The 23,383-nt window shown below is 39.5% G+C and carries 11 protein-coding genes and 2 pseudogenes; all 13 read right to left on the reverse strand.

The genetic code is table 11. The annotated features are described in order from the left end of the window. Positions 1 to 859: pseudogene (locus tag WKT11_RS11650) on the reverse strand (IS200/IS605 family accessory protein TnpB-related protein); the annotation flags it as partial. A 177-nt stretch (positions 860 to 1,036) separates the two neighbouring features. Continuing rightward, positions 1,037 to 1,321 carry a DUF2442 domain-containing protein gene (locus WKT11_RS11655; protein ID WP_117846294.1) on the reverse strand — a complete coding sequence of 95 codons (285 nt, stop codon included), beginning with the start codon at positions 1,319 to 1,321 and terminating at the stop codon, positions 1,037 to 1,039. A 17-nt stretch (positions 1,322 to 1,338) separates the two neighbouring features. After that, on the reverse strand, positions 1,339 to 1,719 hold the full coding sequence (locus WKT11_RS11660; RefSeq protein WP_117846295.1) for a type II toxin-antitoxin system death-on-curing family toxin: 381 nt from the start codon (positions 1,717 to 1,719) through the stop codon (positions 1,339 to 1,341). Further along, positions 1,716 to 1,958, reverse strand: a complete 243-nt coding sequence (locus tag WKT11_RS11665) for a type II toxin-antitoxin system Phd/YefM family antitoxin (RefSeq protein WP_117846296.1) — start codon at positions 1,956 to 1,958, stop codon at positions 1,716 to 1,718. The genes WKT11_RS11660 and WKT11_RS11665 overlap by 4 nt, the downstream gene beginning before the upstream one ends. Before the next feature lie 995 nt (positions 1,959 to 2,953). Further along, positions 2,954 to 3,421: a winged helix-turn-helix domain-containing protein gene (locus WKT11_RS11670; RefSeq protein ID WP_340284434.1), complete on the reverse strand. Its 468-nt coding sequence runs from the start codon at positions 3,419 to 3,421 to the stop codon at positions 2,954 to 2,956. After that, positions 3,405 to 4,145: a hypothetical protein gene (locus tag WKT11_RS11675; RefSeq protein WP_117846297.1), complete on the reverse strand. Its 741-nt coding sequence runs from the start codon at positions 4,143 to 4,145 to the stop codon at positions 3,405 to 3,407. Before WKT11_RS11675 ends, WKT11_RS11670 begins: the two co-directional genes overlap by 17 nt. Further along, positions 4,129 to 4,983 carry a class C sortase gene (locus tag WKT11_RS11680; RefSeq protein ID WP_181977670.1) on the reverse strand — a complete coding sequence of 285 codons (855 nt, stop codon included), beginning with the start codon at positions 4,981 to 4,983 and terminating at the stop codon, positions 4,129 to 4,131. Before WKT11_RS11680 ends, WKT11_RS11675 begins: the two co-directional genes overlap by 17 nt. Positions 4,984 to 5,118: 135 nt before the next feature. After that, a complete protein-coding gene (locus WKT11_RS11685) occupies positions 5,119 to 6,939 on the reverse strand; it encodes a SpaH/EbpB family LPXTG-anchored major pilin (protein ID WP_117846302.1) in 1,821 nt (606 codons plus the stop codon). Between the two features lie 7 nt (positions 6,940 to 6,946). Further along, positions 6,947 to 16,087, reverse strand: a complete 9,141-nt coding sequence (locus WKT11_RS11690; protein ID WP_117846298.1) for a Cna B-type domain-containing protein — start codon at positions 16,085 to 16,087, stop codon at positions 6,947 to 6,949. Between the two features lie 25 nt (positions 16,088 to 16,112). Then, entirely contained in the window at positions 16,113 to 17,552 is a 1,440-nt protein-coding gene (locus WKT11_RS11695; protein WP_118138049.1) for an Rrf2 family transcriptional regulator, read from the reverse strand. A 553-nt stretch (positions 17,553 to 18,105) separates the two neighbouring features. After that, positions 18,106 to 19,752, reverse strand: a complete 1,647-nt coding sequence (locus WKT11_RS11700) for a helix-turn-helix domain-containing protein (RefSeq protein WP_117846300.1) — start codon at positions 19,750 to 19,752, stop codon at positions 18,106 to 18,108. 99 nt (positions 19,753 to 19,851) lie between these two features. Beyond that, positions 19,852 to 21,606: pseudogene (locus tag WKT11_RS11705) on the reverse strand (DUF3849 domain-containing protein); the annotation flags it as partial. A 166-nt stretch (positions 21,607 to 21,772) separates the two neighbouring features. Further along, the gene (locus WKT11_RS11710; RefSeq protein ID WP_117675387.1) at positions 21,773 to 23,380 is read right to left on the reverse strand and encodes an AAA family ATPase; all 1,608 of its coding nucleotides are present in this window, start codon (positions 23,378 to 23,380) and stop codon (positions 21,773 to 21,775) included. Positions 23,381 to 23,383: the final 3 nt, after the last annotated feature.

Consider the following 23,383-nt stretch of genomic DNA (forward strand, 5'->3'; position numbering starts at 1 on the left):
CTGCAATCTTTTTACCCAGTTCTGTGTTCAGACGTTTCGTATACGTCCATCTTCCCTGTGTCTGCGCAGAACCATGTTTCCTCTGGAATCTGCGGATCCGTCCCAGTGCGCGGTACATCCGGTCTTTTTCACTGGGATGATCTATGAATTTTCTTCCCAGGACAGTTCCGTCTGCCCGCATGATGGTACAGACTGCATCGGTATTGATCCCCAGGTCCACGCTGCAGATGACCTGTTCTTTCACAGGTATTTTGGTAAGTGTTACTTCTTCTGTATAGGTAAAACGCAGGAAATATTTATGGTGTCTTTTCTCCAGTGTCGGGGCAGATGCTTTTTTTCCTGACCAGTATTTTCTCAGATATTCCATATCCGTATGCTCCAGACGTACACAGAACCATTTCCAGTCATGGCCGTCATAGAGTTTCAGGTATGCTTCGTCTTTCCTTTCCGCTCCCTCACGGTACATGACATCACGGTAGAAGACCGGCATAGCATGGTTTTCATATACAAGCTTTGGTTTCCCACTCTTTCCGTCTGTCTTTTCCCATAGATCCAACCGTGTTTTATAAGAGGATACTGTCCCCAGTGCATGCTGGATGGCAGATCTACGCAGATAGGAAGGCATCTTTGGGAACCGGATATCAAAATCAAAACAGGCATGGTTTTTCTTCGTAGTATGTACCAGATGTTCTGCAGCATTAAAACGCCTCTTTGCATCCGGGATTTCTGCTAATTTTTCCCATACCTGCACATAAATCCCAATCAGATAACTGACAGCAGAACGGTAGATCTCCAGTGTCTGGTGGACCGGGATATTCTGTTTTCGTAATTCTACACCATAACTGGATATTATCTGCATTTTTATTTCTCCCTGATAACTCTTTTCTCAGATTCTGTTGTTTTTTTCTATTACCCATGGCTATATTTTAGCACATATAGTGCCAGAAGTAAACATGTGTTCTTTCTTTTGGTAAAAAATTTGCGCGTCTAACTCATCACTCATCACTGAAGTAACGAGAATGCGACGCGCGGTCATTCAAGCAATCAGATTATTAATTGATTCTAACTCATATACAGTAAACGGATCAATGTCAATACAACTGGATTCATCTCTGTTCCCAGAAAGATCCCATGCAAGAGTACCATTCATAACGGTACAAGCTTCTTTAAATGCATTAATATCTCTTAATGGCTTAAATGTTTCTGCTTTTAAATCTTCTGTAGCATCATAGTCTACAATCTTGCCATCATCAAAGAATACCTGTACATGAAAGTTATCCAATGGTATCACCTGTACTACTGTCGGAAAATATTCGTTCATATGATTTCCTCAAATTATTATTCTTTCTGATGTGAGATAATCCACCGCAGAATATCTTCTACATTTTTTTCGCCCGCTGCCAGTTTCAGAATTATGTCAACTAATTCTTTCTGCTCATATGCTAGTTCATAACCATTCAGCATCAAAAACACAAGCATTACATGAGCACCTAATCTCTTGTTTCCATCAAGCATCGCATGATTTTTTACCAAACCAAAACATAATTGTGCTGCCTTAGCTTGAATACTTGGATAAAGTTCTTCTCCTCCAAATGACTGAAAAGGATTCAACAATGCAGAATCTAGCATTCCTTCATCTCTGATTCCATCACTTCCACCAGTTGCAGTTATTAACTGCCTGTGCATCATCAGTACTTGTTCTTTGCTGAGAATTATCATTTAGCAAGCTCCTTATATGCATCCATATTCTGTTTAATTAATCGTTCTGAAATTGCTGTCACATCTTCTATGTCTGCTATTTTCTGTGCTTCTGCCTTGCTGAAATCAATTACAAGATATCTTGGGACATTATTCTTTAGGATTACTGCCGTTCCATGTTCATCTACAACTCTTGTTACCTTCGAAAAATTTTGGTTAGCTTCTGTTATTGATACCATTGTGTTTGTATCTATTGTCATAATCTCCACCTCTTTCTAAAGATAATATAGTTTCATCTATAGCTTTGCCTATAGTATATACTTATTCTAGCTAGAATACAACCTATTTTATTAAATTTTGATAATGAAATAATCCTCGTTTTCTAATCAGTATAAAAATACAATAGGCAGCAGTCATCTTATACTCGTTTCTTCACAATATATTAATGAAATAACCATCAAATTTCAACGCAAATGTTTTCAGGGTAAAGTTGTTAGGGTGCATGGTTTTCGTTGGAAATTTAAGGCTATATATAAGGATTCTCAGCATAAAATTGATTCTATGAGAGGTGGTTGTACGGAAGTCTTATAAAAAGACCTCCGTTCATGTTTCTAATTAACAGAAGTTATGCACTGATAGTATCAGACTTTCCAAATGTTGTTTTTTCGTGAACTAAGTTCTCATCCATATCCAGTGGATCAGATTCTCCCCATTGACTTTCTTTAGATTCCAGAGATTCCATAAGTTTATCAATTGGTGCTTCATTCCTGAGTTGAGATTTTAATTTTTCAACATACTCTCACTCACTATATGATAATGGTGTAGTACGGCTTGGAGTATATTTATTATCAATTTCAGATTTCAGGTATGTATTCTTATTATGAATATACGAACATTATCAAGCATCCAAAGATCCCGAAAGATATTTTCGCAAATATGAATCGAGAATTATCCTTTTCTCTGGTGCTGAACATATTCTTCACGAAAATGGTATTGATATTCATGCTCTGAAAACCAGCCAGCTCAAAAAAAAGTATGCTACATTGCTTAAGCAGAAAACAGAACTGCTTGCTCAATATAATCATTCACAAAATGAACAAAAACACCTTATATATCTTCAAAATAATATGAACAGGTATCTATCACACGAAACCTCAATAAATTCTGAAATAGCCCATTCGCTTAAACCGGAAAAAGGACGTTAAAGAAAAAACACTTTCATATCGTTAGTATGACTGATATGAAAGTGTTTTTCCTAAATTTTACTACTCTTATTTATCATTTCTCGATTAAAACGATATCCTACACTTCGCAAAGTTTGAATATATACCGGTTTTCCAGGATTATCTTCAATCTTTTCTCTGATGTTTCTGATATGTCTCATAATCACGCTATAATCCCCAGTATATGGCTCTCTCCAAACCCAGTCATATATTTGCTCTTTTCCAAAAACTCTTCCTGGATTTCTGGCTAATAAATATAAGATCTCAAATTCACAATATGTTAAGTAAATATCCTTCTGCTTTTTTCTGATTCTTCTTTCTCTGGGATATATTTCCAATTCATATGCAAAAATATCTTCAACAGATTCTTTTACATAAAAATGATCCCAGCTCGTTAATGTATTTTCTATAACAGCACCATTAAAATCTGTAATTCTCTCAATAATCTCAATTTTTTTAATATCAGTCATCGACCCTCTCTGTTCATAACATTTTGCCATTTTTTTGTTTTTTCTTCTGACTTGTATATAGAAGAACTGTTAATGCAGATGTTCCCATTAACAAGAACCACTGGAAAATATTTGTATCATCTCCTGTTTTTACCTTTCCTGTGTGACTATGATCAGTTGATGTATGATTCTCTGGCTCGTCGTTGGATGGCGGTTCTTCTGAAACCGGTGGTGTTCTTGTTACAATAACAGGAATAGATTCATTTTTAAATTTCGGTTCAGCAACAACATTCCAGATAATCTGTCCATCATAATATCCTGGCACAGAGACTATAAATGCCTCACTTTGATACGCCTGATTTCCCAGATAGGTTTTCTCCGGCTGCACAAAAAGATAAATTCCTCTGTCTAAATTATCAAAAAGTATTTCGCCATTGCTATTTGTTGTTTCTGCAGTCCCCTGTATTTGATTCTCCTCGGCATATTCTTCCAGTTTTTGGGCATCACTTCCCTGTATTGAGGAATCTTCAAAATCGAAAGTAACACCTGAGTCTGCAAAATCGGCTTGTAAATTCCATGTACCATTTTTATAAACTCCTACCTGATACATAATAAATTTTGTGTTACTCAACTTATAATCATTTCCATTATTATCTACGGATGCTTTTAACTGAACACTCCCTTTGCTTTGTGCAAAAGCATTGTCGGATATGCTAAGAAGAAGCACACACAACATGAACACATATAGGGTTTTATATTTATTCTTCTTTTTCATGTGCGTTCTCCTTTCTCCTGCTATGTACCTTAATAATTATCCAAATAACAATCACGGCAATGATTCCGCCGATCAATACAATCATATAGAATGGAATTGTTCTATGCAGTCCAATTTCATTATCCACTTTCTTAGCTTCTTTATATGGAATCCGGATTCCACGTACCAGTAAACGATGCGTATTGATTGCAAATGGAGTACAGGTTACCAGTGTTACATAGTCTTTTCCTTTTTCTATCTGCAAAGCCTCTGTATCGCTTGGTTCTACTGTAAGAATCTGATCCACCTGGTAAGCAAATGTATGATGCAGAACCTTGATGTAGAAAACATCCCCTATTTCCATCTTATTCAGATCTGTGAATATCTTTGCATTTGCCAGTCCTCTGTGTCCGGATAAAACCGCATGGCTGCTCTCTCCTCCAACTGGAAGAGATGTATTCTTAAGATGTCCAACACCGGATTGCAGCACTTTTTCAGATGTTCCATGATAGATGGGAAGTACAATATCAATCTTCGGAATATCAATATAGCCCATCATTCCGGTATCATCTATTTTAAGAAGATTATTATAAACATCGTCTTCTGTCTGGGGTTCCCCATTCTCTGAAAACGGGTCTACAATAGAATTAATTCCAACCAGACTCTTATTATATTCCTGAGCTTTTTCGATCATCTCATTTTCCTGTTCTTCCGATAAATGAGATACCTCCTGTTCATAATCTGTTGCAATGGTTGTACTGTGCATCTGATTTATATAGTTGCTGACCACTGGATATAAAATCAGAGAAAATGCTATTAAATAACCAATCGCTCTTATCACTTTAATTATTTTCTTCATGATGTCCTTCACCTTCTGTCTGTTTCTTCTGAAATATCCAGTCTCCCTGAATATTTCAGAAAAAGCAGACATCCTCCCGGCAGGATACCGGGAAGATGAGCTTTTTATCTATTCTGAGGGTTCAGAATGATCTCTTTAGTTTGCTTTCTTTTTTCCAAAAGCCTTGCTTGCTGTTAATGCTCCAAAAAGAACAATACCTGCAAGTGTTACCATAAGGGCACCTTTGCTACCAGTGGAAGGAAGCTCTGCACCTGTCTTATTTTCTACTGCTACTTCTGGAGAGTTATCTGCTGCTGTAATTGCAGTACCTGTTGTCGTCTTTCCATTATAAGTATAGTCAACAGAATAGCTTGTCAGTTTTCCAGTTGTATCATCATAAACTGCCTTGATTTCTACTTTAACATCGTCGAGAAGCAGATTATAGCCATCTGGAGCTTTTGTCTCTCTTAAGTAGTAAGTTCCGGCATCAAGACCTTTTACAAGAACTTTACCATCAGCATCAGATACAATTTTTGCAGAAGTAAAGTCTGTTGCTTTAGCTTCATCGGCTGTTGCCTGACGGTATACGCCTTTTCCTTCGTCTACAATATTAATCTTAGCATCTGTATCTGCTGCATCACCCGCAGCGTTTGCCTTGTAAAGCTCAAATTCTGCATTTGCAAGTGCAGTCTTAGTCTCATCTTTTAAATAGTATTTGAAGATTGTGAAATTGAAAGTATGTACATCTACGATGCTTGGTTCGGATGTACCTGTTCCACCTGTTGACGGGTTATTACTGTACTCAACTACCGCCTTGTTGGTATTTGGATTCATACCGATGACGGCGTCTTTATTCAAGGTTGCTGTATAGACAACTGTAATTGTATCACCTACGTGATTCTTATAGGAATTATAGAAATCATTTAAAGTAACTGTTAAAATACGGTTAGTCTTGTCATAAGAAAGTGAGTATGTATTTGCTCCTGTTTTACCCGCTTTAAGTTCCGTACTTTCAACTTTTACAGACAAAATTGCTTTTAAATCCAGCCCTTTGGATAATGTATCGGTAAATTTAAAAGTATAAGAAGTATATCCTGTCATATCCGGTACTTTAGATGTCAGCTGGTAAGTAACAGTATCACCAATTCCAAAATCTCCGGCTTTCTTTTCATCTGCTGCGCCATGTGGTGCGATGGCGTCCTCAGACTCATTTTCGTCATCTAATTCCATCTGGTGACTGCCTTCCCATGAACCATCCACAATCGCATCAACCTTAATGCCGCTTCCACTCTGTGCCGGAATGATTTTCTTGTCTACTGTCGGGTAATTGCTCTTCATGTTAATTGTAGCTGTCTCAGCTGTAATGCTAACTAAAGATGCTGCAGATGTATAAGTCTGATTTCCTGGTGCTGTGGGGGTATCTGTTGCTCCTTTTGGATAAACTAAATAGTATCCATATGCTAAATCAGAAACTACTGTAGAAGTTGCTGTTGTATTAACTGTTTTTGTTGCTGTAATATTGTTATTTGAATCTAAAATCCATCCAAGCACATCTTTTGCAAATGTTTTCGCTGTCTCAGCATCTCCATTTGTTCCGACCTGTTCTTTAACATATGTATATGCTTTTTCACTTAATGCTTCACCTGTTAATGTAGAAGCACCAGAAATTTTGCTCTGGAAGAATCCTTCATATGCACTGTTCAGTGTATATGCTACATTCTCGCCGCTTTTTGTTGCTGTAAAAATCTGATACAGATCCAGAGTCTTTCCTGCTACTGTATTGTTGACTGTCAGGGTGCCTTTTGGAGCTTCTGCTGCAAATGCTGTCATGCTCATGGTCAGTACCATGGCTACTGCCATCAGAACTGCTAAACATCTTGAAATCATCTTTTTCATGTCTTTTTTCTCGCTTTCTAATGATTGTTTTGTTTTCTGGTTACATGCCATTTTTATGGCGAAAGTTCTCCACGCAGCCATATCTGTTTCATACTCCTACGCTCCTCCTCTCCGGCTTTGCCTGCTTCCTCTTTTTTCTGTACCCGGTATAAAGCAGAAATGCTAATAACAAACCTCCTGCCGTTATAACGATCATCATGCCTTTTCCACCTGTATCCGGAAGAAGTGCAAAATGCCGGTTTGTCACCGTAAAGGTAAATCCATCATCGGAAGTACTTATGGTAGTTGTATATCCAGTTACCTCTGTTTCGGTAACAGAATATTTATAATAATGTGTTGTTCCATCCTCATCTTTCACATAAGCCGGAAATCCTTCTAAGACTTTCTGCCATGTGGATTTTGATATATTGCCTGTAATTTCATAATTTTCATATCCCGGAACTGTTTCCGTATGCTCTGTTCCATCAGCGTCCGTCCAGGTTCTTGAAATCGTAATGGTAATAGCATCTGGTCTGATCTCATCCATGTTCCGAAAGTCTTTCCAAACCTTATTTACAGTCAGATTCACATATTCATCACAGGGATCCTGTGCATCTGAAGGTTCCGGTGATGTATTATCATCCGTATTTAATGTTGTTTTTGCATCTGACATCAAAACTGCCTTTGCATCTGAAACATAAGCATTCAGTTCTGCTGTTACGGACGAACCTTCATCTGTCATAACTGCATCTTTCAATTTGTCATAAGTATCTACCTTCTGCATGTGCTCCACTGAAAAGATGCTCCATCCATTTTCCTTCGCATAAGTGCTATTCAGGATATCGGAGTTCTTTTTGATTTCGTTAAATGCTACGTCCACTTTTCGATAAATACGGTAAATATTGTTATCACCTTCCACATTTTTCTTGGTGTTAAAATCATATACAGAACTCAGATCACTCTTTCCACTAAAAGGTCCTACCAAACCAGCGCTTCCACGGACTACGTCACAATAATACATATTGTTGTTCTGCAGAAGTCCTTCATCGTTGTATCCGACAAACCCACCGCTTCGTCCATATTTTGCAGTTCCATCTTCATCATTTGTTGCACCACCGGCATATACATCGTATCCATTACTGATACCATAAACTGCACTGTCTGCAATCTTTGTCCGGTTTGCTTTAATCAGGCTGATGCTGATATTTGATTTTGTATCATCATCTCTTATAATTCCATTACTGTCACATGGCAGCTTAATGGAAGAATCTCCAATGGTTATAATCGCAAAGTCTGTCTGCTGGTCATTGTCTGAAGATGCTTTTGAAAGGGCTACCGATATGTCCAGTCCCAGCAAATTTACGTGGAGCAGATTTCCGTCACATAAAGCATCCACCTGAATAATCCCAAGGTTGATGTGCAGAAGCTGAGAATCCTGAATCTTATCCAGATATAACGCCTGTACAAGCTGATCCAGAACCGCCAGCAAAGCATCCACCAATGTAGAATCCAGTTTTACATCTGCAAGATAAGCAAAACTTGTTCTTCCTGCAAATCCTCCGGCAGTGCCTTCGGAATTCACCAGTTTCAATCCATCTGCCTGATTTGCACTGTTACCGGCTCTGCATCCGGAAATTCTGGCAAGGTTTGCATATCCGATAAAACCACCGGAAATCTGTTCTTCCCCGCCTTTACTTTGGACGGTATAGCCACCATCCACACCTGTTACCGCACTATCCTCAATGTGAGAGCCGAATACATCCAGCACACCAAGAGCACCGCCAAGAAGCTGACCAAAGTTATCACCTAGAACATCCAGTTTCTCTACACCAACAACTCCACTCTTTCCTGAATAACCTACGAAGCCTCCGACACTGTTTAACCCGGTCACACTGTTTAATCCGGTTACATTGCTGTCCTTTACCGAACCATTTAACAGTGATCCGCCAAAACCACCTGCCGTACCACTGTAAGTGACCTCATTATTCTGTCCGAATTTCACCGCCGTATTGGCCCGAATCGTAAGACCTGCGTCCGGACTTCCACTGACATTGCCGTAATATACATAGCTTCGAAAAGCATCCAGTACATCGGTTCTGCCAAGTTTCAGCAGATACTTAACAACAGAAGTTTCTCCATCGGCACTGATCTGTGCTGCACCGGCAACATCTGCAATTCCAAAACATCCTCCGGCATATTCACCTGCAACTACCGAACGAATCTTTTCTGCACTTATGCCACTTCCTGCCGTATCTTTCTTGCCTAAAACTGCACCACAGACGCTTCCTGCAAAGCCTCCCGCTGCTTTTGCATATCCGGTATTATTTCCATTTGCATAGGTTCCATTAATGATCACTCCCCAGTCGTCCCATGCGGAAACTCCTGCATAACGAATGGTAGAAACAGTTGCACCTAAGACTTTGATGATTTCTGTCGGGGCATTTACCATCAGTGCATCCAGCAACTTATTTAAAAGTCCCTGTTTTGTCGCTGTATCCACAGCAACTTCACTTCCGGAATCTACTTTTCCTGCAAAACCTCCTACATAAGAAGTTCCATCAACCCTTCTAAGATTCGTGATCTTACATGACGTATTTTCATCGCCCCATATCTGACCACCGATCATTCTTCCCACAAAACCTCCGGCCAGTCCTGCCGGATCCTGATCTGCAATTCCTGTTGCCTTAATTCTGGCACCTGAACGATATCCTTCTACATAAGACTGTTTTACCGCCGGTACGAAAGTATTTAACGCAGATAAGCTGTCTGTTCCAACAAGTTTCAGTCCTGCAAGAGAAACATCTCCTGTATTTGCGACCGAACCTGTCAGCATTTCTCCGGCAAAACCGCCGCTGCTTCGCAGTGCTTCTACCAGCTGGAGATCTTTGGCATATCCATTTGCAACCGTTCCACCTTCCATACGCCCCACATATCCTCCGGCAGAACCGCCCTGCGTAGCCTGGCTTGCTAAGATACTTCTTCCGGCAGTAACTGCATATCCATAAGCATACTGGGAAATGATATCATTTAACTGTCCCTGATCTGTGACAGTGCCAAGAGCCTGTAATTTATTTCCATAACTTCCATAGGAACCAACAGCTCCGACCCATTTATTCCATGTATCTGTATCCAGACCACGTAAAGGGCCATATACCGCTGTATTTTTTTCGGTTGGATATACAGCCTGAAGAATCGTCAGTGGATTGTCCAGTTTAATCAGTCCAAACAGGACTTTCAGGTTTCCGGTATCTGCTACATTGGCACACCTCATCAATCCTGTATAACCTCCAGCATATTCAGTGCCATATACGGAACGAATACGATACGCTGCACATTCCCGCAATGTTCCCGCATATGCAGAGCCTTTCCAGTTATCGGAATTATTTCCCCATATCTGACCGCCATAGTTATATCCTGCATAACCTCCGGCCAGTCCACGATAAACACTATCGCCGCTGTCTGCCTGTGCTCTTACTGCACCACCACATGGGATGCAGGTTGTTTCGCTGTTTTTTATCGTAGGTACAAACGCCTGTAATACTCCAAGAAGATTATCTGCACTGACCAGACCACCGAGAACACTTAATCCACTAACAACATCTGCGGCACTTCCCGGTTCCATGGTTCCTACATATCCTCCGGCACTTTCCCGTCCGATGATATGTGCAAAATTATAAGAATTACTGTTCTGGATCTGTACGCCAAGAAGATATCCTGCGTAACCACCGGCTTTACCGGTATCTCCATCTCCATCGGTGGACAGGATATTAAAACCTCCTGTGGCACCATATACATCAGAACTGTCTATGATAGAAGCAACTACGGTCAAGGCAGATGCCAGATTGGAAGCAGAAAGTACTTTATCCAAAATACTTGCCCCTCCAATAGCAGCCGTACTTCCCATAGCCGCTTTTCCTATATAGCCGCCAGCATAACGGTATGCGCTTACTGCATAGGTACTGTCTTTTCCGTAATAGCTGCTTCCGTCTTCCTGTTGAAGATTCTTCGGTTCGCTGACACCGGTATGCTTCAGTTTATTTACATCCGATTTACTGATCTGCACACCAGTTCCACATCCGATAAATCCTCCGGCACTTCCTGTATCCGCATCATTCGTGCTGTCTTTTTCCAGTGTTCCTGTTACTGTTACTGTAAATCCATCCGGAACAGAACGAACACTTGCATTGCTGATCACCGGAACAAAAGCATTTACAAGAGATACCAAGCCAGTCAGATCTACCACTTTTGTAAGAATAGAAGATTTTTCTCCAATCTCAGCAACGGATCCGGCTCTTACGAAACCACCAAAGCCTCCAGCATATCGAAGTCCTTCTACTTTCAGAAGATTTTCTACGGCCGTTCCTTTTCCAGAACCATCTGCATTTGCTTCATTGTCCACATGGCCGCTTTGCATCTCTCCCGCAAAACCACCGGCATAGCCTTCTGCATTCGCCATACCACTCTCTGCTGTCACAGTCATTCCATTTGTTATTCCAGAAACCTTACAGTTTGTGATCTTACTGGAAGCTGCCTGCAAAACGCTTGCCAGCTCTTTCAGATTTAATATTTTTCCAAGAACACTGTTCAACAGATCTCCTGTGGCATCACCAGCTTCTACTGCACTTCCGGACCACATGATTCCAATATATCCACCGGCATGATAAGGTGCAGTAATTTCTTTCACATTCGTGACATTAGAATTTTTAACGATCACTGCTTTTCCATTACCAATATAGCCACCAGCATCTCCAATGGCCACATCTCCATTCTTTCCAGATGCAGTCACTTTCAGGTCATTGCCTTCAATGCCTGAATCGGAAATCCTCGGATAAGCTACATCCATAACACTCAAAAGCTGTGTCACATTCAAAAGTCCGAGAAGTTTCACAGAGCCAGTCTGCGCTACATCACCTGGCATCAACCTTCCGGCAAATCCTCCGGCATAACTGTTTCCCTTAACATAAGAAAGCCCTGTGATCGCAGTTGTTGCAACATCACCTGTCTTTACCCCATCTGATTCATCAGAAGCATACGTCTCTCCAGAAGAAAAGCCTTCACTCTCACTATCTGTATCACTGGTAAATGCTTCTGTATCCGTTGAATCAACTGCATCCTCTGTAAATCCGGAATTATTATTTCCATAATTGACATCTACTGCCTGTCCGTCTCCAACAAAGCCTCCTGCCATATCTGCGGATACCTGTGGATCTTTTCCTGCTGAAACATAATCAATAGATGTATTATTAAATTCCGGTCGCAGCGCACTGACCACACCTAAAAGGTTTTCAATTTCAATACCTGCCGGCAGTCCGGATGAAGTAACTGAATCTCCTGCATTGGCAAGTGCATCACCTGCTTTTGCATATCCCACAAAACCTCCGGCTTTTCCAGATGTTTCGGATGCAGTAACTGACTTCAGGTTACTGATTTTTGTATTTCTGGCTCTTCCACTGATACACTCACCAATAAATCCTCCGCTGATTCCGCTTTCATCACTGGTTCCTACTGTAAAACCTGCTGAAATTCCGGAAACAATACTGTCAACCGTAAATGTTTCGATCATCTGGCCTACGGAAAGAAGCCCGTCAATTTTAAGAAGTTTCAGTCCAAGGAGATTGATTCCACCTACATTTGCAAGTGTTCCACTTCCAAAATATCCTGCAAATCCCCCTGCTCTCTTTACTGCACTTGCGGAATTCAGATTTGTAACACTGGTCTTTCTTACTTCACCACCTGTACCCTGGCCAATAGCTCCACCTGCATAACTTGCATCTTTATCTGAAGCCGTTACAGTAAGTCCGTCGGTACCTCCATTTACAGAACTGTCTTTTAATTCAAAACGCATATAGTCTGCTGCTGTTACAGTTCCTCCAAGCACATCACTGACACTGGTCATTTTTGCCTGACCAAGAAGACCTCCTGCATAATTTACTGCTGAAACATTCATGGATGAAGCTGCTGCCACGCTGTTAGAATGATCTCCAAATTCATAAGAAACTCCTATTTTTGTCAGCATACGGTTAATGGCAGTTGTTGTTGATTTTGATGTATCCGCCAGTTCTGACGTATTGGAAATCTGAACTGCTCCTGCATATCCCACAAGACCTCCTGCATTCTCTCCACTGGCTGTAATTGAAATATCAGTTCCACCTATGCTGCATCCGGTAATAACGGAAGGACGCAGACCAACCAGATTCAGAATATCCATATTCGTAAAACTACCATTTAAAATTCCTGTAAGAAGATCTTTTACAATAACAAGAAGTCCCTGACTCTCATTGATGTCTGCCACATCACCAAGTGTTGCCATCCCAGCAAAACCGCCGACATAATCTTTTCCATTGACAGCCCCTAAATCTGCTATGCCACAATCCACTGCATAGCTGTTTCGCATTTCTCCAATGAAACCGCCTGCATAGCCACTTTTCGTTGCACTGTCACCTGTGGATGACACATTTGCACGGCCATTGATCTTGCATCCGAGCATTACAGTATTAACCGGGAAATTTCCCATTACTTCGATACCAAGACTGCTCAGAAGGCCAACCACAACTGCATTGGAAGAACGTCCGGCAAAACCTCCGGAATAATCAATTCCGGAAACAGAATCCGTTCCTTCTACGGAGCAGTTCTTCATAACTGCACCGATGGACTCTCCGGCAAATCCTCCTGTATATTTCTGCCCGGAAACAATGACATTACCAGATGCAGAGCAATCTGTAAGAATCGGATTCACATATCCGATTGGAATCAGGCTCTCAACTTTAAGAACTCCGCCATTTAACAGAATCGTGATCAGATCACCCAGTCCCAGCAATGGTATTAAATTCAGCAAAGTACTTAGTGCATCTGTTACCGCCCCAAGAAGTCCTGATAACACCTCATACTTTGTGACACCGGAAATATATCCTACAAATCCGCCTGTCCAGTTATTTACATTGGATACGCCGGAAATATTTTCCACATGACATCCGGATATCTGCACATTGCCTTTGATAACTCCGGCAAACGTACCTGTTGAAAAAGATTTCGGATCATCCTGCAGTCCACTGGACAACCCCAGCAGAGCTAAAACCGGAGTCAAAAGCGTAGCAATCAAACTGAAATCTTTTTTGATTGAATTTGTCGTTGTAGAAACATCCACATTCGATAATGTAAGGTTTTTCACTACAACCGGATCTGTTGCAATCTGGAGTTTGCTGTCATAAGGTGTTGATAAACTCCTAAAGAAACCTACACCGTATTCCGCATTCGATGAATTATTAGAGTTTCCACTCTGGTCGATCTTTGCATCCTGCACAATTTTCACATTGCTGATTGTTACATTTTGTCCTTCGACCATTCCTTTACGGCCTTCCATATCTCCCTGGAAGTTATTGATCGGATTCCAGTTATCATCTTCGCCATTGGAGTTTATTCCATCTTTTGAAAGGTCAATATCTCTAAATATGATATAGTTTGCATCTTTACTATATTTATATCCTGATCCTGCAATATTCGTATTGCTGTGTTTTGATACATCATAAGTCAGAACATATGTCTTTTCATCCTCAACTGTTACACTCGCCAGATCTGGTCCTCCAGATGAATCGCCATTATCACTGGTAAAACCATCTCCTGCATCTTCTTCAGAATCTGCACTGTAAAACTCTTCTGCATCACTGCTATCTTCTGGAGCCGCAACATCTTGTACTTCCGTCTCAGATCCAAAATCATTGCTTCCCACATCTGATACATCATTGGATTCTGCCGGTATCATATCTATCACATCAGCAGTATCCTGATTTTCTTCATTCTCACTGGAAACAACTGCATCAGTACTTTCAACAGCTGTAAATCCATCATTCGCACTCTCTGTCGAAACAACTGTCATATCAGCTGAATCCTGGATGGTACTGCTCACATAGACATATCTCTTTAAAGCCTGCGTTCCAGCTGGATCAAACTTTCCTGCATCCAGATATTCTGTATCATTTAATTTATGATCTCCGGTCGTATTACCATACAATTCTGTTCCAGACCAGTTATAAGTATCATCAAATTTTACGACATCTGCATCTCCCGGATAATACAATTCTGTTTTATACTCTCCCGCATCTTCTGCTGGTGTCCAGGCTGTATGCCCAATAGTCTTTTTTTCTCTTGTTTCATACACTCTCCAGATTGGCTCTGTCACTGCTGTATCTGTTCCAATCGCACGAAGCTGGGCTTCATTACCAATCAGAATATAATCGGTATCTCCGATTTTCTTTACAACCTGTCCGAAATAATTTCTTCCTTCATAATCAGATGGGTATGCACTGCTGATATTTTGTGTTGTTTCTGTCGCAACAGCCTTGTTTGCCAGCAATTCCGGTGTATCGGTAGTAAATGTAGAGGCAAGCATATAATTATGTGTTTTACTGTAAGTAAGATAAGAACCATCTTCCAGATTAAACACCTGACCCATACCAACTTTTTCTGCCACATAATCCTCATTCATAACAGGTTCCTTATCGGAGTCCTCTTGACCAAGTAAAGCAAGCTGATAGCGATTGTAAATATAAATAGTGTCTGTTTCGGCATTATAAATAGTATTATCAGCCCGTTCCGCAGCTGATAAAATACTTCCGGAAAATCCTTCCGGAAAGTTCCAGACATTTGACATATCCATAAGAATATCATTCATTAGATAATAAGACGCATCTGCAGCATAGGTTAACTCTGTATTATCTGAAAGGACTGCTTCACCCTCTCCAATGTTACCATCTTTATCTCCGGTAAACATTTGTGTACCTGTTCCGACTAATAAAAGCTGGCTGTAATTGTAGATACAGATTTTTCCATCTGCATAATCAGATTTTGTTTCTTCCAATGTATCTGTGACATCTTCTTTAACATCCTCTGTATTATCTTTCGATTCTTCTCCGTCTGAAAATCCCTGATCTTCCGAAGACTCAAAATCTCCTGTTTCTTCGTCTTCCGAAATATCATTAATTTCTTCTGATGCTCCGTCAAAAGAATCCGGTACTTCACTGTCGGATGATTCTATCTCTGAATCAACCTCAGTAGAGCCTGTTGTTTCAGCAGGATCGCTGTTTTCGCTTTCGCTGCTAAACTCTTCATAAGACTGCTCATACGCATCTACACCATTTTCCATATCAGAATTTTCTGTTTCATCTGCATATGTAATCGTCATCTGCGATGATAAAAGCGAAATACACAATATAATTGCTGTAATCTGTTTAAGAACCTTAAATTTTTTACTCATAACTGCCCCTAATCTTATGCCACGTTTAACTTTCTGCTTTCTTAATCCATTCCGGCTGCATGGCCGCTGCCAGGAAGCAACGAATCAGTGGTTTTGAAAATGCTCCACATTCCCCGTTAATAATCATTCGGATTGCTTCCTCGTGTTCATATTTTCCTTTATATGGCCGTTTGCTTATTAACGCATCATAAGCATCTACCAGCCCGATCACCTGTGCACATAATGGAATTTCATCTCCTTTTAACCCATCTGGATATCCATTTCCATCGTATCTTTCATGGTGGCAATGGCAGATATCATAACTATATTGATTTAGCTGCTCTGTCGTAACGCCTTTAGGAAACCGAAGTGTCATTTCTGCACCTGCGATTGGATGAATCTTTACTTTTTCCATTTCTTCCGGCGTTAACTTTCCTTTTTTATTCAAAATTTCAATAGGAACTCGAATTTTTCCTATATCATGAATCGGAGCTAATTTGGCAACATTCTGAATTTCATATTCTGAAATTCCAAGACTCGGATATAATTCTGAAAGTTTTCTATATACCTGTTCGGTATAGAAACATATATTTTCCTGGTTTTCAGGTTCTGAAAGGTTATTATGATTTAATACCGTCACCAAAAGATGAACCATATCCCAGTATTGTCTGGTTACTGCCCCTTCCTTTTTCCGCAATTCCTGTTCCATATTAACCATTGCTCTTGAAACAAGTTTCGATCTATGTTCGGATAAGATTACAATATCTTTTTCAGGATTTTTATATTTTTTTATTTCCATCCATACCTGTTTGTCATTATTTTTTCTGCGATATTGGATATTTTCCTCATACACTTCGCTATTCGGTAATATTTTCATTGCTTCAAGTTTCAAAAATTCACCGACTTTTTCACGATCTTCCAGAGCAACATAATCTTCTACATATTTTTTTATAAAGACCTTAAACTCTGTTTTTTCACTTAATGCAATTTCAATTTCTCTATTGTAGCTATACAGACATTCCAGTTTTCCAGTATTCAGTTCTAATTTAAAAACAGAATAGTAATCACCGCAGTCCTCTTTTTTATCTTTTCCAACAATATCGGAGATCTTAATCTGTTCCAATTTACTGTTATAACTATTTTGCATACCCAGAAGAATCTGATGTACTCTGCAATGGTTAATCCGATTTCCAGAGCAATATCCATCCTTTTCCAGACACCGATTTATCGCCATAGTGCTTTCTGTACAAGACATTACATCCATAAGTGAAATATTTTCCGGACTTTTTGCCAGTACATATCCACCTTTAATTCCTTCCAGCGAGCTTATTAAATTTGCTTTTTTTAACTGTTTTGTAATTTTGGGAATATAGTTTACAGGTACACCAAGTTCATTAGCCAATTCTGCTGTCGATGTCATTTGCTGATGTTCCGCAAGAAAACAAACAATCCGGATCGCATAATCCGTTGTAATTGTCAACCGCATACTTTTTCCTCTGCTTTCTTGGCACGCATTTAAAAATACGTGAAACTTTATTTATCTTTGTTCTATCATTTGCATGATAAAAATTATTGGGATTTGAAACTAAACCTGGATTGGTTTTACTTTATTTCTGTAAAAAACACGGCAGAATAATAGATTGCTTCTTTCCGCAGTGTTTCATTTTCACTTGTTCATCTGGTTATTTATAAGATTCTATAAGACTATGAAATTGATCTAACAAAAAATCTTCCATCAATTTCATCAAGATATGAGAAAATCTACGGTAATCGTAAGATATACGGACGTCTTGCTGCTAGCACAGCACATATATTTTAAAATATCGCAACATATAATAATGCAATGATGTTTTTCATTATATTATTTTCATTGTCAATAAATAGGACTGAAACCTTCTTGTTTAATCCCTTTTTCTATTATTCTATCCATTTTTGAGCAAAAAACAATGTAACATTTTTATATGCTTTACCCCCCCCCGTTTTATAAAAAGTGTTCCATAAAAAAGGATACCGCACAAATCACGATACCCTTTTATATTTTATTCTAGCTCATCTATAATTTTATAAATTACAATACCTATTCGTACTGCTAACATTTCATTAGCATTTTTAAAATCCATTCCTGTCATTTTTTTTATTTTACCAAGCCGATGTACTACTGTTTGATAATGGACAAACATAGTTTCAGAAGTCTGCTTTGTGCTCTGGTTATTATCAAGATATACTTGAAGAGTTTGTATTAATTCATTTTTTGAATCTGAATCATGTAGAATCCGCAACGATTCTGGAATATACTGTAACAGTTTTGATGGATCTTCAATATCGCCCAAGAGCTGAAAAAATCCAAGATTGGAATATCTCACCACCATTCTATTTGAATTTCCAGAAACCACTCTTATTACATCAATATATGTAAGTGCCTTTTTAGCTTCCTGATATGATTCGCTTAAACGTTCCACTCCGTTTACAACTTTTCCGATTCCGATCAACAATCTGCTTCCTGATTTTCTGCGTTGAATAGCTCTTTGAATCGTGTGCTGCAACTCTTCTAATTTTGTTTGCAAAGCTATCTGCGTTTCCTTTTCAGATACTCTATGTAATGCTACAATTCGTTCCATATTACGAAATATCATTTCACCAGGAAACAACGCTCTCAGTTCGCCTTCTATGACTCCTACTTCATGCAGAAACTCCTTATCATATCGTCCATGTGCATCCATCTTTGTCTGAAAGACAATAATCTGATATTTCTGCTCATAATTTAGTCCAAGCAGTCTTACTGCTGATTCCATCCCTTTACGGCTTAAAGTATTCGTAAGGAGTGCATGAACAATATCATGGTCATATTTTTTCTCAATTTCCTGCTGGGCAAATTCACTTACAAAGCCATACATCAACGTAATAATTGCATTTTCCAGTGCCATATAATCAAGAGCAGACAGTTCTCGATTTTTTTCAGTTATTACAAGAAAGACTTCTGCTTCTCCAAATATATCAATCCGAACAACATATTGAATAAATTCGCCTTGCTGTCTGCTATATGAAAATCGAGTAAGTATGTCCGGGGTATAATCTTCAAGGTTATTAAGTAATACCAGTTTATCACTATTATCTCCTGTTGAGGCACAACAATTACCATTTGTGTAATACAAAGCGACTGGATTTTCAATCATACTACCAAGAAGATCCAAAACTTCCGATGCCTGATTCGATATTTTTCTAGGTGAAAATGATAACATATTAAAATTATCATGGGTTAATTTAAAATATTTCAGCCTTGCTATGTCTTTATCAAATACCTGATTCATTACATACTTAATCACAGGCCAATACTCTAATTCTTCCGGCATTTCTAGTAAAGGAATTCTCTGATCCGCACAATACTTTCTTAACAGATCTCTTTTTAATTCCAGATCTTTTTCAGATGTTCTCTTCTTTAATATAATGCCACTGAGCTTTTTTTCCGAGTATTGTTCTAAATATTTTATAAATGTTTCATTCCTACATTCTTTGTAGACCCACAAACTGGTCAGGAGAATTTCCCCTCCCTCAAGATATTTGACCATCTCTGGAATTTCTATAATTCGGATTCCAGAAATTCTCTTGTCAAGATACCCTTCGCCATAAACCACTTTAATCTGCGGAAAGCGATTACTTTCAATAAATTGTTTTGTTGTATATTCCATTCATCTTCCTTCTGTGCGTTATTTTCAGTTACTCGAATTTATTATATATTCTAATCACTTATTAATTCAAGTTTTTTACATCTAAATTATTGATATTTTTTATAATTCCACAGTTATCTTTTCATATGACTTAACCTTCTCCTCTGTCCTATTTTGCTCTTGTACTTTTGATTTTAACTGAAAATCCTTTAAAGATTTCAACACAGATTTCTTTATTTCTCCCTTTTTGGGCTTTGCAGATTTTTTCTCAGAATAGACTTCCGAAGTCTGCTGTTCTGTTTCCTGTACTTTTCCTTTCTTTTCATCCAGATACTTTTCCATATCTGCGATTGCTTTCTGCACCAGAGAGCTTTCTTTATAATGTGGAATCATATCTATCAGATCACGATTTATCCTACCCGCACTCATCAGCTCATATTCCCCAGAATAATCTTGGTCACCGTCTTGCAGATCAAATCCGATTCCTTTGATTCCATGCATCCGTTCCGCTGGGATGTCCTCATATATTTTAATGGCTTCTTCTAAAGTGAGATTGTTATGGTACTCTCCCATGACCGGAAACTCCATGCACTCTGCGACATAAAAACTAATCGTAGCTTCTGGCTGTTTTCGCATTTGCCGTTCATTTATTTTTTCTACCTCTTCCATTAAATTTTCATAATCAAATGGGACTGCATTTTCCATAAAAATGTCTTCATCTTCCAGAATATCTTCCATTGCCTGCTTTATAGAAATATCTGGATTTTCATAAACACCCCCATCAATCTCAACAAAATCCACGTCATAAAGCGTATAATCATACCCGCCTTCTGTTTTTTGAATTGCAAAATATGTATTATCAATCTTATAAGCCAGTTCATCTGATTCTATTTCTGGTACGGAATTATCAACAACACCCTCTTTCTCCTGCAAATATTCTGAAACTGCCTCCAATGCTCCTGCATCAAACCCATTCCACAAATCTTCTGCAACAAGCTGACCATTTTCCGATACAACAATTCCTGCCACATCGGAGCCAAATTCATCATGTTCCATTAAGAAAAACTTCTCCCCAGCATATTCCTTTTCAGCAACCGTATGCCATGTCCCGTTATGTCCTTCTGCTTCATACCCTCTTGTCTCTGCCGTGATCGTCACTTCGTTTTCTCCTATCGCCTGTTCTATCCTCTGCATCCGGATCTCAGCTCTTGCCATGTCGATAAACCCATCTAAAACTGCCGGGTGGCTTTCGATCACATAATCCAGATTCAAATTTCTTCCCCGACTGATATTTTCCGGAACCTCAATACGCTCTGCCCAGTCTTTGTTCTGTCTGGAAAATCTTCCATCATTGGAAAGTTCCCGGATGGTATTTGCCATAACAAAATTCATACGTTCTTCCCCAAAGCGTTCCACGACTTCTTTTGCCGCATCTTGCTTTAAGTGCAGCCCGTCAAAATTCTCCCGGATGCTTTCTTCGATTGCTTTCTTACAGTCCAGGTTTAACTTTCTGGAATCCAGATAAGCATCCACATCCCGTTCTCCCATTGCCTGTTCCAATGTTCCTTTATAAACTGGCGGATATGCCCTGACGGAATTATGTTCCAGCATGTTCATTCTCTGCTGAACAAACTCCGGAAGTTCCTGAAATCCAAAAGAATCTACATAATAGGCTGTGATCTCTGCACCCCTGTTTATCACGATCACATCACTTACCGATAAGGAATGGCCACGGAAATCTTCCGGGCGGTCAATGTTAAAGCGTTCAAAAATATTGTCTAACGTGATCGTTGGCATCCACGGTGCTGCATAAACCATCCGGTAATCCTTTCCGTCGATGGTATAGCCCAGGCTCTTTGCGGATTCCATTCCCAGCGCCTAGAGGGGTCTGACCATCGAAAATAACCGGAAAGATAATAATCTCCACATAAAATAATTCTAAAATTTGTATAACATAGAATTCCTTACCCACATATAAAACCATCCCAGCTATATGAATAATGTACATAGTCAGGATGGTTTGTATCATGAATGGTTGCTATTACAGTTGTTCTATTTTACAATGATGTTCTTTTGTGTCTTTACTATAACTGATTCCCACACCCAGGATTTGTCCGGTGTATCTTTCCTTTTCCCCAGGCTTTCCCTTAAAGCGGAGCGCATACTGTTTTTCCCTGATCTGCCGGATTGCTTCTTCCGGTGAGTGACCTGCCTTTAATTCCAGGATCAGCCCTGTATCTGCCGGGTTTTCCGGATAAAAAATAAAATCTACAAATCCTTTACCTGCTTTATCTTCACGTTCTACCCGGTATCGGTCTCTGGCAGATAAATATACCAGATTTACTACCGCAGCCAGTTCCGTTTCGTTATTATACGAAAGAATCGGTGTTTCTGTATTGTGTGCCAGCTGCAGGATCTCAGCCATCCGGTCTGTGTCACCAGAAAGGGTTGCTTTTAGCATCTGGTCAGAAATATTAGCCAGACGATAGACATAACCCAGACTTTTCTCACTACGCAGAAGTTCTTCGTATTTGAACATTAATTCCCTGTTGGGAATAAATACTTTTCCCTTTGTATAAGTCAGCAGTCCATAGACCACCATAGCCGAATAAATCTGGTTTTTGGTTCGCAGATCCATGGCAGAAGCTGCAAACTCCTCCACCCGGGCATCGATTCCCTCTCCTGAAATCATCAGCGCCAGGTCATCCCGTATGTGCTCTATATCATTTCGTATATAATAAAAAATTTCATCATAAGGTCCGGAGCTTGTCCAATAATTCGACAGCTGATTGAACCGTAGCGCCATTACCACAGATCTTGGATTGTAGAGACGCCTGCCGGAGGCAGTAAAATATCCATCATACCACTCACGTAACCCCTCTCTGGAAACCTGCGGATCTTTGCATAGATGGAGATATTTATCATAGAGAACATCTACTTCCTCATCCGTGAAGCCAAAATATTCCCCGAACATTTCCATAGAAGTCATTTTAAACTCCGTGAACATATTCAGTTCTGAACCGCTGGAATATTTTGCGATGGGAAGAATTCCAGTAATATATGCCAAGGCAACATATTCCTGATCTTTTAACAGCGATTTCAGGAAAAGGATATATTCTTCCTTTTCCCCATCCGTGATAAACGAAAGATGAAATACTGCATCCCATTCATCCATGACAAATACAAACTGTGTATCATATTTCGCAGAAATTATAGCCAGGAGATCCCAGACAGCAGTTTTATTGGTAGTGGAAATATCCGGAAAAGCGGCTAGCAAATCATGTTTCAGACCTTCAGAAATACGTCTGATATACTGCTGATAGGAAGTGCAGTTTTCCGGAAGACGGCTAAAATCAATATAGATCACATTGTAATGGTTCAGGTATTTTCTGTATCTGCTTTCGTCAGAAATATACAGATTGTCAAACACATCAGCACTGTCCCAGCCTTTTCCAAGAAAAGCCCCTATCATATTTGCCATGATTGTTTTTCCAAAACGTCGCGGTCTGGTAATGCAGATATACTGTGTTTCCTCCTCAATACAGTCAAAAAGATCCCTTAAGATATTGGTTTTATCTACAAAATAGCTGGTAGCTGACATTTTTTCATATCGTTTATAAGGAAGAACACTGTTCAAGTAAAAGCCCATAGA

Source organism: Blautia sp. HCN-1074 (assembly GCF_037890165.1).
GTDB lineage: Bacteria > Bacillota > Clostridia > Lachnospirales > Lachnospiraceae > Blautia_A.